Annotated in this window: 8 protein-coding genes; 7 read left to right on the top strand and 1 reads right to left on the bottom strand. The window is 71.8% G+C overall.

The genetic code is table 11. From position 1 onward, the window contains the following. Window positions 1-206 precede the first annotated feature (206 nt). The 5 genes from E7744_RS12525 to E7744_RS12505 all read left to right on the top strand — a co-directional run bounded on the left by E7744_RS12525 (window position 207) and on the right by E7744_RS12505 (window position 4461). Window positions 207-626: a hypothetical protein gene (locus E7744_RS12525; protein ID WP_137774393.1), complete on the top strand. Its 420-nt coding sequence runs from the start codon at window positions 207-209 to the stop codon at window positions 624-626. Window positions 627-654: 28 nt separating this feature from the next. Continuing rightward, window positions 655-1695: an alpha/beta fold hydrolase gene (locus E7744_RS12520; RefSeq protein ID WP_246858447.1), complete on the top strand. Its 1041-nt coding sequence runs from the start codon at window positions 655-657 to the stop codon at window positions 1693-1695. Window positions 1696-1731: 36 nt separating this feature from the next. Beyond that, entirely contained in the window at window positions 1732-2547 is an 816-nt protein-coding gene (locus tag E7744_RS12515; protein WP_137774392.1) for a beta-ketoacyl-ACP reductase, read from the top strand. Window positions 2548-2662: 115 nt separating this feature from the next. Next, a complete protein-coding gene (locus E7744_RS12510; RefSeq protein WP_137774391.1) occupies window positions 2663-3031 on the top strand; it encodes a hypothetical protein in 369 nt (122 codons plus the stop codon). Window positions 3032-3183: 152 nt separating this feature from the next. Then, window positions 3184-4461: an alpha/beta fold hydrolase gene (locus E7744_RS12505; RefSeq protein WP_137774390.1), complete on the top strand. Its 1278-nt coding sequence runs from the start codon at window positions 3184-3186 to the stop codon at window positions 4459-4461. A 13-nt stretch (window positions 4462-4474) separates the two neighbouring features. Here E7744_RS12505 and E7744_RS12500 read toward each other — a convergent pair whose 3' ends face one another. After that, the gene (locus E7744_RS12500; RefSeq protein ID WP_137774389.1) at window positions 4475-4939 is read right to left on the bottom strand and encodes a helix-turn-helix domain-containing protein; all 465 of its coding nucleotides are present in this window, start codon (window positions 4937-4939) and stop codon (window positions 4475-4477) included. Window positions 4940-5356: 417 nt separating this feature from the next. Between E7744_RS12500 and E7744_RS12495 the strand changes: the two genes are divergently transcribed. Then, entirely contained in the window at window positions 5357-7297 is a 1941-nt protein-coding gene (locus tag E7744_RS12495) for a 3-oxoacyl-ACP synthase III family protein (protein ID WP_168199819.1), read from the top strand. A 53-nt stretch (window positions 7298-7350) separates the two neighbouring features. Beyond that, entirely contained in the window at window positions 7351-12870 is a 5520-nt protein-coding gene (locus E7744_RS12490) for a carboxyl transferase domain-containing protein (protein ID WP_137774388.1), read from the top strand. Window positions 12871-12903: the final 33 nt, after the last annotated feature.

The following is a 12903-nucleotide window of genomic DNA, read 5'->3' as shown; positions in this document are numbered from 1 at the left end:
AAGACTGGGACAACGCCGGGGGCGGGGACGGGACGGCGACCGGTCGGCGGCGGGGACGCCGGCCGGGACGCCGGCGGCGAGGTTGCGTCACATGAATCGATCGTGATCCGCCTCACGCAGGCCGATATGTACGATGAGCGCGGCAGATCGCCAACAGACCGTGACGCTGACGGCTCGGGGCCGTCGCGACCGCAGAAGGGGGCCACATGGCCGAGGCATCCGGATCCCAGGGAGCCAACGTGTTCCGCCAGTACGTCGACGACTTCCTCGCCGCCGCGGCGCCGGGCCTGGAGGAGGTGGTCAACTCCCGCTCCTTCGGGGCGATGCTCTCGCAGACCGCCGGGAACCTCGTGGCCATGCAGCGGATCGGCAACGAGATGGCGGACCTGGCGTTGCGCAACGCCCGGATCGCCAGCCGGGCGGACGTGACCTCCCTGCACCGCCAGCTCGCCCGCTCCGAGGACAAGCTGGAGATGGTCCTGGAGACCGTGGAGCGGCTCGAGGACGAGCTGGCCGCCGAGCGCGCCCGCCACGCGGAGCAGTCCGCCGAGCAGGCCACCCAGCAGTCCACCCAGCAGTCGCGGACCTCCGGGGCCTCGCGCCCGGCCCGCAAGCAGGGTGAGTGATCCCGTGCGGTCGTCGTTCCGTGACCTGGTGACGTTCCCCTCCGCGCTGCTGCAGTACACCAACATCCGCCTCACCACGGCGGACGCGCCGGTCGGCGTCACCCCGAAGGACGTCGTCTGGACTTACCGGAAGACCACCCTCTACCGCTACCGCAGCACCCGGCGCACCCACCCGGTCCCGATCCTGCTGACGTTCGCCCTGATCAACCGCCCGGACATCTTCGACCTGCGCCCGGGCAACTCCTTCGTGGAGTTCCTGCTGAACGAGGGCTACGACGTCTACCTCGTCGACTGGGGCTACGCCGACGAGGAGGACGCGGACACGGGCCTGGAGCACTACGCCCTGGAGTTCCTGCCGCGCGCCATCCGGCAGGTCCGCCGCACGAGCGGCGCCGAGGAGATCACCCTCATCGGCTGGTGCATCGGCGCCGCGCTGTCCGGCATGTACCTGGCGGTCACCCCGGACGCCCCCGTGCGCAACTGGATCCCGCTGACCATGCCGTTCGACGCGTCCAACTCGCTCTATGAGACCCTCCTGGGCCACGACGAGCTGGACGCCGACTGGCTCGAGCAGCACGCCGAGTACCTGCCCGGGTCCTACGTGGACACCGTGAACCAGCTGCTCAAGCCCGTGCCGAACATGGTGGGCACCCCGCTGCGGCTGTGGCGCCAGGTCCAGGACGGCACCGTGAACCGGGACGCCTACCAGTCCATGGCCAAGTGGGTGCGGGACAACCCGAACTTCCCCATGCGCGCGTTCCGCCAGTGGGTCACGTGGATCTACAAGGAGAACCGCCTGGCCACCGGCCGGCTGCGGCTGCGCGGCAAGCGCGTGGACCTCTCGGCCCTGCGCCAGTCGATCCTGGTGGTCACGGCCACCAAGGACCACATCGCCCCGCGCGAGGGGACGCTGCCCCTGCTGCAGGTCCTCCAGAGCCCGGACGTGGAGCACCTCGACGGCGTCGGCGGGCACATCGGCCTGATGGCCGGGTCCCGGGCCCGGGGGGACATCTGGCCGCACATCAACGACTGGCTCGCGCCCCGCAGCCAGGGGCAGCGCCCGGACTGACCGGGCCTCGACACAGACCGGACGAAGGAGTCTCACATGTCGGAACAGTCCACCGGACTCAAGGGAAACAAGCTCGCCGGCCGCACGGCCCTCGTGACGGGGGGCACCCGCGGCATCGGGGCCGCCATCACCCGCAGCCTCGCCGAGCAGGGCGCGGACGTGGCCATGGGCTACGGCGGGGACCACGAGCGTGCGCGCCAGTTCCAGGAGGAGATGCAGCGCCAGTTCCCCGAGGGCACCTTCACGGTGCACTCGGGCAACGTGGGCAAGGCCACCGACGCCCGCCAGACGTTCGCGGACGTGGTGGAGCAGCACGGCAAGGTCGACATCCTCGTCAACAACGCCGGCATCACGCGGGACCGCACGGTGCTGAAGATGGAGGACGACGACTGGGACGCGGTCCTGCAGGTCAACCTCTCGGGCACCTTCTACATGGCCCAGGCCGCCCTGAAGCACATGCTCGAGCGCGGCACCGGCCGGATCGTCAACGTCTCCTCGATCATCGGCGAGATGGGCAACGTGGGCCAGGCCAACTACGCCGCGTCCAAGTCCGGCCTGTTCGGGCTCACCAAGACCCTGGCCCGCGAGGCGCTGTTCCACCTCGAGCGCGCCGGCAAGCTGAGCCCGGACTCGATCGGGGTCACGGTCAACTCCGTCACCCCGGGCTACGTGAACACGGAGATGGTGGAGGCCGTGCCGGAGAAGGTCCTGGAGAAGATCAAGGGCAAGATCCCGATGGCCCGCCTGGCCAACCCGGACGAGATCGCCCGCGTGGTGCACTTCCTGTGCGCGGACAAGTCCTCCTACATCACCGGCCAGGTCTGGGGCGTCAACGGCGGCATGGACATGTGATCCCCCTCCTCGGGCCGGCCTTCGGGAGCGGCCTTGTGGAGTTAGCAGGAGCCTGCTAACTTTGTTAACGCTGGCAGGGTCCGCTGCCGGAGACACCGACCCGAGGAGAGAGACCATGGCCACCACCGCCAACACCGCCACCGCCGCCGACCAGGCCAAGGCCGCCACCGACCAGGCCAAGGCCACCGCCGACCGCGCCAACCAGACCGCCACCAAGATGGCCGAGGAGGCCACCCGCCGCATGGAGGAGAACGCCGAGCGCATGAAGGAGTTCAGCTCCTCCATGGTCGAGTCCACCAAGGCCGGCAGCCGCGTCGCCGTGGACAACTACGAGACCGCCGCCAAGAGCGTCTTCGAGATGCAGCGCCAGATGGCCGGCACCAGCCGCGTCGAGTGGATGAAGGACGCCGCCCACACCCAGATCCAGTTCGCCGAGGACGTCACCAACGCCTGGGTCAAGGCCGCTCGTGAGCTCCTGAAGTGATCACGGCCTGACAACGATCGAGGGCCCTGCCATCACGGCAGGGCCCTCTTCGTATACCACCCCTGTTGCACCGTCTGATCTGCGCGTAGAGTCCCCGCTTATTGTGATGTTCACCACGATTTAATCGATCGGCAACAGGAGCTCCTGTGTACTTGAACCCCTATCGGAACGTCCCCCAGGGGATCGTCGACTCCATGGTGTCCGGGACGATCGGCAGCTGGCGCTCGCTGCGCCAGTTCACCGTGGACTACTGGTGGAATGCCTTGTCCACCGGTGCCACCCCCTTCGACCTCGCCCAGGACCTCTTCTCCTGGTCCACCGCCATCACGGACCGTGAGCGTCCGCCGTGGGCGCACGAGAACCACGTGGTCCGGGAGTGGCCGATCGCGCGCCTGCGGGACTTCTCCGCCGAGGACGCCCCGGCCGACATGGTCCCCACGGTCATCCTGCCGCCGCAGGCCGGGCACGACTCCAGCATCGTCGACTTCGCCGAGGGGCAGAGCCAGGTGGTGACCGCCCGCGAGAACGGCTGCGCGCGGGTCTACGCGCTCGAGTGGGTCGGGGCCACGCAGGACACCAAGGACACCTCGATCGACGACTACATGGCCCTGCTGCGGGAGGTCGCGGACCTGCTGGGCGGCAGGATGAACCTGGTCGGCGACTGCCAGGGCGGGTGGCTCGCCACGATCTTCACCGCGCTGTACCCGGAGCGCGTCAACTCCCTGGCCATCGCCGGCGCCCCGATCGACTTCCACGCCGGCGAGCCCCTCATCCACGACTGGGTGCGCACGCTGGCACCGAACCAGGACATGGCCTTCTTCCGCTCGGCCGTGGAGGCCAACGACGGCGTCCTGCCGGGGCGGTTCCTGCTCGACGGGTTCAAGGCGCTGCAGCCGGACCAGGAGCTGGGCCGCCGGCTGGACCTGCTGACCAACGTCCGGGACGCCCGCCACGTGGAGCGCTACCGGATCTTCGAGAACTGGTTCCAGTGGACCCAGGACCTGCCCGGCGAGTTCTACCTCTGGGTCGTCGAGCACCTGTTCATGCGCAACTCCCTCATCGCGGGCGAGCTCGTGGTCGAGGGCCGGCGCGTGGACCTGGGGGCCATCGACTGCCCCCTGTTCCTCATGGCGGGCCAGACGGACCACATCACCCCGCCGGACCAGGTGTGGGCCCTGGCCGACCACGCCTCGACCGAGGAGGACCGGATCGGCCGCCAGTCCGCGCGCGCGGGGCACCTGGGCCTGTTCATGAGCCACGAGTCCCTCGAGCAGCACTGGAACGTCATCTTCGCGGAGATGGGCGCCCTGTCCACGCCGACGCCGGACGACGACCCGGACGTGCTCACGGACGAGCCCACGCACAAGCGGCCCACCACGCGCGGGCGGCGGGCGCCCCGGAAGGACGCGGCGGGCCAGGAGCGCCCCTGACCGCGTGCCGGGCTCAGTCCTCCCCGCGGTCGGCGGCATCGCCGCCGTCGTCCCGCGGCGAGGGCGGCCCGGAGCCGTCCTCGTCGGCCGGGGCCCCGGGGTCCTCGTCGCCGGCCCGGGTGCGGGCCGCCGTCGGGCGCTCCTCCCGCTCGTTCGCCCGGACGAAGGACCGGTAGATCTCGGCCAGCGAGTCCCGCTGGGAGGCCGTGAGCTCGCGCGCGTTCTCCAGGGCGAGGAGGAACTCGCTGCGCTCGTCCTCGCCCGCGCGGCCGGTGAACTCGTCCATGTCGATGCCCAGCGCCGTGGCGATGCCGGCGGCCACGGCCTCGGAGGGCGCGCGCAGGCCGCGCTCGATCTGGGAGAGGTACGGGTTCGAGATCCCGACCATCGCCGAGACCTGCCGCATGGACAGGTCGGCCAGCTTCCGCTGCTGGCGGATGTATGCGCCCATCAGGTTGCGCTGCTCTCGACTCGCCATCACCCCATTCTACGACGCCGGCCCCCTCGCCCGGCCGGGCCCCGGCCCCTTCCGCAGCGGGTCCGGACCCGGCGTTGACCGGGCCCGCTCCCGGCTCCGCCCGGAGGCCCCCTCGGGCTCCGGGGACCCCGGAACAGCGGGGGAGAATGCTACCGCCGGGTATGTGACTGGACATGACGACGCGCCGTGAGGCCTCGATCACGCCGCGAGCCCAGTGTTGACGTGCGTCATCGGGGAGTGTTCACCGTCACCACCCGTCCGAGGCCCCGGCCGTTCACCGCGCGCACCGCCGGACGTGGGTAAATGGATGTGACCCGGACCGCAGTGGGGCATCGTTCCGCGCGTCCGCGAGGAGGGGTCACCGCCCGCCGGTACCGGCCGGACGAGGGCGGCGGAGTGAGTCGATAGGAGACCGCGATGGCACAGCCCGCCATGATCAACAGCCACGGACGACTGGTGTTCCCGTCCAACTTCATGCCGGAGCTGGACCTGTCCGCCCTGGACAGCCTCGAGGGCCTCGAGGAGGTGATCCACCGGGACTTCGAGGAGAAGTCGCCGAGCGGCACCGACATCCTGCAGCGGATCACGGAGGGCCGCTACGGCGACCGCACCGAGCTGCTGCGCGACCTCGCCATGAACCTGTTCTGGACGAACCGGTACGCGATGACGATGTACGAGAAGCGCCTCACCCGCTGGGCGGACGTGCCTCGCCAGCGCGACGACGTCTACCTGCCGCGCCTGACGCCGTGGGAGGACGGGGACCGCAAGGTCGCCGCCGTGAAGGAGGCCTACCCGCAGCTGCCGGCCCGCTGGGACGCCGAGGTGGAGGACGGCATCTTCCGGACCCTGTTCGACGTGTTCGCCCACCGGAAGTTCCACGCCACCGAGCTCTCCGCGATCAAGCCCACCGTGGCGGAGATCCTGGAGACCCCGGACGCGCTGACCACCCGGGTCACCGGCTACGACCCGAACTACCCGGTGTTCAGCGACGACGCCATCCTCGACGCCCACCAGGACGTGCCGGAGCTCGAGGCGCTGGAGCGCTGGGCGATGGTGCTGCACAACCAGTACCCGTGGGACCGCACCCGCAGCGAGCTGGTGCCGGTGGGCGAGCTGCGGGACGACGACTACGTGGTCGTGTTCCACCCGCGCGAGCCGCAGGTCCAGCGCTTCATCCGGCGCGCCGTCACCGGGCGCTCGGCCACCCAGGCCGCGCCGTCCGCCGCCGTGGAGCCGCGCCGCCCCTCCCGGCCCTACCGGGCGCTCGAGGTCGGCACCCTGGCCGTCCAGCCGCGCATCCTCTCGCTGTCGGTGGCCCCCGGCGAGGTCGTGTGCTCCAACGACGACCTCGTGCGCAACACCGCGTACAACTGGTCCCCGATGAGCGCCGCCTCGATCGTGAAGAAGACCGGCATCGAGCAGCGCCTCTACAGCATGTCCCGGATCGAGGACCTGGCCCTCAAGGCCGCCCGGACGGCCCTCGAGCACGCCGGCGTGGGCCCGGAGGACGTGGGCGCCGTGATCGTGGCGACGTGCACCAACGACCGCCTGATGCCCTCCATCGCCACCTACCTCTCGGGCGAGCTCGGCATCTACCAGGCCTACGCCTCCTACGACCTCATCGCCGCCTGCGCCGGCATGCCCTACGCCATGGCCGAGGCCACGCGCCTGCTGCAGGAGGTCGAGCGCCCGGTCCTGGTGGTGTGCGTGGAGAAGTTCTCGGACAAGATCGGCAACGTGCGCACCTCCCGGATGATCTTCGGCGACGGCGCCTCCGCCGTCCTCGTGGGGCCCGCCGCCGAGGGCGAGGGCCGGGACATCGAGTTCCTCCAGACCTACGCGAGCGGCCCGCAGAGCCAGGTGAACTCCATCATCTGGCCCAACCCCGAGTTCGACCGCAACCTCACGGTCTACGGCCCGGAGGTCAAGGACCTGGCCGGCCGCTACCTGGCCCAGATGCTCGAGGACATCAAGGCCCTGCCGGACCCGGACGGCCGCGCGGCCTCCCTGCTGGACAGCATCGAGCTGATCGTCCCCCACCAGGCGAACAAGACCATGGTCATCGACCTGGCCCTCAAGGCGGGGCTGACGCCCGAGCAGCTGTACTTCAACATCGACAAGGTGGGCAACACGTCCTCCGCGAGCATCCCGCTGGCGATCCACGACGCCGTGCGCGACGGCGTGATCACCCGTCCCACGCGCGTGTTCGCCCCCGGCTTCGGCGCCGGTGCCGTGGCCGGCTACGCGGTGCTGCGCGTCGATCCCGCCGTGATGGCGCCCCGGCCGGACGCCGCCGCCGAGGCGACCTCCGCCCGGCCGGCCTCCTCGGTCGACGACATGGTCGTCGCCTTCACCTGATCCCCTCCGACGCCAGCAGCAAGCTCCCTCACGAAAGAACGGTGACAACCAGAATGTTCCAGCGGATTGCAGTGGTCAACCGGGGCGAGGCCGCGGTGCGGCTCATCCGGGCGGTGCGGGAGGTGAATGCCGAGCACGGGTACGGCATCCGCACCCTCGCGCTCCACACGGAGGCCGAGCGGCGGGCGATGTTCGTCCGCCAGGCCGACGAGGGCTTCACCCTGCGCAGCACCGGCACGGGCACGCCCTACCTCGACCACGCCGAGCTCGAGCGGGTGCTGCGCCTGTCCCGCGCGGACGCCGTCTGGGTGGGCTGGGGCTTCGTGGCCGAGGACCCGGCCTTCGCCGAGCTGTGCGAGCGGCTCGGGATCACGCTCATCGGCCCCTCCGCGGACGCCATGCGCCGGCTCGGGGACAAGGTGACCGCGAAGCTGCTGGCGGAGGAGGTCGACGTCCCGGTGGCCCCGTGGAGCGGCGGCCCCGTGGAGAGCCTGGCGGACGCGCGCCGGCACGCGCAGAACATCGGCTACCCGCTGATCATCAAGGCCCGCAGCGGCGGCGGCGGGCGCGGCATCCGCAAGGTGTACGCCGAGGACGAGCTGGAGATCGCCTTCGAGCGCACCCAGGGCGAGGCCCTGCGCTCCTTCGGTGACCCGGTCGTGTTCATGGAGCGCCTCGTCACCCACGCCCGCCACGTGGAGGTGCAGGTCATCGCCGACGCGCACGGCAACGTGTGGGCCCCGGGCGTGCGCGACTGCTCCATCCAGCGCCGCAACCAGAAGGTCATCGAGGAGTCCAGCTCCCCGCTGCTCTCCCAGGAGCAGTCCGACCACCTGCGCCGGGTCTCCGCGGACCTGGTGCGCGCCGCGGGCTACCTGGGCGCCGGCACGGTCGAGTACCTGTACCAGCCCGAGCAGGAGCTGTTCACCTTCCTCGAGGTCAACACCCGCCTGCAGGTGGAGCACCCGATCACCGAGGCCACCACGGGGCTGGACCTCGTGAAGCTGCAGCTGCTGGTCGCCGCCGGCGAGCCGCTGCCCGGGGAGATGCCGGCCGAGTTCGGCCACGCCGTGGAGGCCCGCCTCAACGCCGAGGACGCGGACAACGAGTTCGCCGCCGCCCCCGGCACCGTGAAGCTGCTCAACCTGCCCCTGGGCCCCGGGATCCGCGTGGACACCGGCATCGGCCAGGGCGACGTCATCCCGCCGGAGTACGACTCCATGGTCGCCAAGATCATCGCGTGGGGACCGGACCGCGCCGTGGCCCTGGCCCGCCTGCGCACCGCGCTGCGGGAGACGACCGTCGTGATCGACGGCGGCACCACCACGAAGTCCTTCCTGCTCGAGCTGCTGGACCGCGAGGAGGTCATCACGGCCTCCGCGGACACCGGCTGGCTGGACCGCTCCGGCGCGGGCACCTCCCGGACGCCCAGCCCCGTCGCCGACGTCGCGCTGCTGGCGACCGCCGTGGAGGTCTACGAGGAGGAGGAGGCGCTCGAGCGCAGCCGCTTCTTCGCCTCCGCCCGCGGCGGCCGCCCGCGCGCCGACCACGCGGTGGGCCGCAGCGTCGAGCTGGCCTACCAGGGCCAGCCCTACACGTTCACGGTGGGCAAGATCGGCCCGCACCGCTACCAGGTCACCGGCGAGCACGGCGAGGCGCAGCTGGACGTCGAGCGCCTGGGCGAGTTCGGCCGCCGCGTGGCGACCGGCAAGGGCACCTACCAGGTGGTCTCCGTGGCCGGCACCGGCGGGCACCTCGTGGAGGTGGACGGCGTCTCGCACCGCATCACGCGCGACGAGGCCGGGCTCGTCCGCACGCCGTCGCCGGCCGTCGTCATGGCCGTGCCGGTGTGCGTGGGCGACGAGGTCCAGGCCGGGGACACCCTCGTGGTGCTCGAGTCCATGAAGATGGAGACCGCGGTGCGCGCGCCCCAGGCCGGCCGCGTCCGCGAGGTCCTGGCCTCCGTGAACACCCAGGTGGACGCCGGGGCCTCGCTGATCCGCCTCGAGTCCGCGGAGGACCAGTCCACCGCCGACGAGGCCCCCCGCGTGGTCTTCGACCTCGGCGGGACCGCCGCCCAGGCCGACCCGCAGTCCGCGGCGCTGGCCCAGCTGGACACGCTCCGGGCGCTCATCACCGGCTACGACGTCACGGCCGCCCACGCACGCGAGCTGCTGGCCGAGTACGAGCAGGCCGGGGCACGCGGCGCCCAGGAGGACGCGGAGCTGGTGCGCGCCGAGCTCGAGGTGCTCACCACCTTCGCGGACCTGTGCGAACTGGCCCGCAACCGGCCGGCCCTCGCGGAGGACGAACTCGAGACCCGCGTGCACAGCCCGCGCGAGTTCTTCCACACCTACCTGCACTCGCTGGACCCGGAACGCGAGGGCCTGCCCGCGTCCTTCCAGGACCGGCTCTCCCGCGCCCTGCGCCACTACGACGTGACCGGCCTGGAGCACACCCCCGACCTGGAGCAGGCCGTGTACCGGCTGTTCCTGGCCCAGCAGCGGATCGACCACCAGATCCCCGTGGTCATGGGGCTGCTCGAGCGCTGGCTCGAGGGCGAGCCGGCGGCCGAGCGCGCGCCCGAGGGCCTCGAGGAGGTCCTGGACCGCCTCGTGGTCGCCACCCAGGCCCGCTTCCCCGTCGTCGGGGACGTGGCGCGCAGCCTGCGCTTCCGCGTCTTCGAGGAGCCGCGCATCCGCGCCGCGCGCGAACAGGTCTACGACCGGGTCCGCGGCAGCATCGCGTACCTGGCCGAGAACCCGCAGGCGGCGGACCGCGCCCAGCGCATCGAGGACATCGTGTCCGGCCCGGAGCCGATCCTGGACATGCTGTCCCGCAAGATCAGCCGCGGCGGCACCGGGGTCCGGGAGCTGCTGGAGGCCATCACGCGCCGGTACTACAAGATCCGCACCCTGCGGCAGGTGGAGTCCTTCCTGCTGGGCGAGCGGCCCGTCGTCACGGGCGGCTTCGAGCTCCAGGGCGACCGGCTGGCCGTGGTGTCCACGGTGGGCGACGCCGCGGGGCTGCCAGCCCTGCTGGCCGAGGTCGAGCCCGTCGCCGCGGGGCTGGAGGGCCAGCCGGTGCTGGACCTCTACCTGTCCTGGGCCGACCGCCCGCAGGACGCGGACGCGATGGCCGAGACCCTGCGCTCGGAGCTTGCCTCGGCCTCCTGGCCGGCCGACGCGCGCCGGGTGACCATCACGGTGTGCGGTGCCGAGCAGGACTCCCACCACCAGTTCACCTTCCGCCGCGACGAGGACGGCCGGCCGGGCGAGCAGCGGGTCATCCGGGACATGCACCCGCTGACCGGCCAGCGCGTGGAGCTGTGGCGGTTCAAGAACTTCGACGGCACGCGCCTGCCGGCCGCCCCGGACACCTTCGTGTTCCACCTGGCGGGCAAGGGCAACCCGGAGGACGAGCGGATCGTGGCCCTGGCCGAGATCCGGGACGTCACGCCGGAGTACGACGAGGACGGCGCCGTCGTCGGGCTGCCGATGGCCGAGCGCACGGTCGCCGCCTGCCTCGACGGGATCCGCCGCGCCCAGGCGCGGCGCGGGGCCCGCCGCCGGCTGAACGCCAACCGGGTGGTGCTCTACGCGTGGCCGGTCTTCGAGCGGCCCGTCACGGACGTGGCCGAGGTGGTGGCCCGCAACATCCGGCCCCTGACGATGGGCGTGGGGCTCGAGGAGATCACCTTGATCTTCCGCGTCAGCCAGGGGGCCGGCGCCGAGCCGCGCGAGATGGCGCTGCGCTACCTCTTCGAGGCCGACGGCGGCATCACCACCCAGCTGTCCGAGGTGGACACCGAGCCGCTGCAGCCGATGGACGCCTACACGCAGAAGGTGCGCAAGGCCCGCTCCCGCGGGAACGTGTACCCCTACGAGATCATCCCGCTGCTCACCGGGGAGCAGGGCTCGTTCACCGAGCACGACCTCGACGACGCCGGCCGGCTGGTGCCGGTGGACCGGCCGTACGGGCAGAACACGGCGGGGATCGTCGCCGGCGTCGTCACGACGCCGACGCCGCTCTACCCCGAGGGCATGACCCGCGTGGTGCTGTTCGGCGACCCGACCAAGGCGCTGGGCTCGCTCGCCGAGCCGGAGTGCGCCCGGGTGGTCGCGGCGATCGACCTCGCCGAGGAGCGGGGCGTGCCGGTGGAGTGGTTCGCCCTGTCCGCCGGTGCCGAGATCTCCATGGACCGCGGCACCGAGAACATGGACTGGGTGTCCCGCGCGCTGCGCCGGATCGTGACCTTCACCCAGGGCGGCGGCGAGATCAACATCGTGGTCACGGGCATCAACGTGGGCGCCCAGCCGTACTGGAACGCCGAGGCCACCATGCTGATGCACACCAAGGGCATCCTGGTGATGACCCCGGACAGCGCCATGGTGCTGACCGGCAAGCACTCGCTGGACTACGCCGGCGGCGTCTCGGCCGAGGACAACTTCGGCATCGGCGGCTACGACCGCGTCATGGGCCCCAACGGGCAGGCGCAGTACTGGGCCCCGGACCTCACCTCGGCCGTGGGCGTGCTGTTCGCGCACTACGACCACGCCTACGTGGCCCCGGGGGAGCGCTTCCCGCGCCAGGCCCCCACGAGCGACCCGGTGGACCGGGACGTGCGGACCTTCCCGCACGTGCACCCGTCCAGCGACTTCACCACGGTGGGGGACATCTTCTCGGCCGAGGCGAACCCGGACCGGAAGAAGCCGTACGACATCCGCACGGTGATGCGCGCGGTCTCCGACCAGGACCACCGGGTGCTCGAGCGCTGGGCGGACATGGCCGACGCCGACACCTCCGTGGTCTTCGACGCGCACCTGGGCGGCCACCCGGTCACCCTGGTCGGCATCGAGTCCCGCGCGGTGCCGCGCACCGGCCAGTACCCGGCGGACGGGCCCGACCAGTGGACCGCCGGCACCCTGTTCCCGCGCTCCTCGAAGAAGACCGCGCGGGCGATCAACGCGGCCAGCGGCAACCGGCCCCTCGTGGTGCTGGCGAACCTGTCCGGGTTCGACGGCTCCCCGGAGTCGATGCGCACGTGGCAGCTGGAGTTCGGCGCGGAGATCGGGCGGGCGATCGTGAACTTCGACGGCCCGATCGTGTTCTGCGTGCTCACGCGGTACCACGGCGGTGCCTTCGTGGTCTTCTCCGGGACCCTCAACCAGAACATGGAGGTCGCCGCCGTGGAGGGCGCCTACGCCTCCGTGCTCGGCGGGTCCTCGGCCGCCGCGGTCGTGTTCACGCGGGACGTGGACCGCCGCACCGCGGCCGACCCGCGGGTCGTGGAGCTCGAGTCCGCGGTGGCCGCCGCCGCGGACGAGGCGGAGCGGGCCCGGCTGCTGGTCCAGCTGAACGAGGTGCGCGCCGAGGTGCGCTCCGAGAAGCTCAGCGAGGTCGGCACCGAGTTCGACCGCAAGCACAGCATCGAGCGCGCCCGCGAGGTGGGCTCGGTGGACGTCATCGTGCAGCCCGGGGGCCTGCGCCCCTACCTGGTGGACGCGGTCGAGCGCGGCCTGGCGGGCTACTCCGGCCGCGAGCTGGAGTCGGCCGGGGCCGACCGGGCGTAGCCCGCACGGACCCCGGAGGGGCGCCCCCGCCCG

Source organism: Citricoccus sp. SGAir0253, assembly GCF_005877055.1.
Taxonomy (GTDB): Bacteria; Actinomycetota; Actinomycetes; order Actinomycetales; family Micrococcaceae; genus Citricoccus.
The sequence above is the reverse complement of the archived record's forward strand: the minus strand, read 5'-3'. Positions and strand labels throughout refer to the sequence as shown.

Bases quoted from the DNA above. Each gene is read 5' to 3' on its own strand.
- E7744_RS12490 (WP_137774388.1), top strand. From the start codon at position 7,351: ATGTTCCAGCGGATTGCAGTGGTCAACCGGGGCGAGGCCGCGGTGCGG.
- E7744_RS12525 (WP_137774393.1), top strand. From the start codon at position 207: ATGGCCGAGGCATCCGGATCCCAGGGAGCCAACGTGTTCCGCCAGTAC.
- E7744_RS12500 (WP_137774389.1), bottom strand. From the start codon at position 4,939: ATGGCGAGTCGAGAGCAGCGCAACCTGATGGGCGCATACATCCGCCAG.
- E7744_RS12495 (WP_168199819.1), top strand. From the start codon at position 5,357: ATGGCACAGCCCGCCATGATCAACAGCCACGGACGACTGGTGTTCCCG.
- E7744_RS12510 (WP_137774391.1), top strand. From the start codon at position 2,663: ATGGCCACCACCGCCAACACCGCCACCGCCGCCGACCAGGCCAAGGCC.
- E7744_RS12515 (WP_137774392.1), top strand. From the start codon at position 1,732: ATGTCGGAACAGTCCACCGGACTCAAGGGAAACAAGCTCGCCGGCCGC.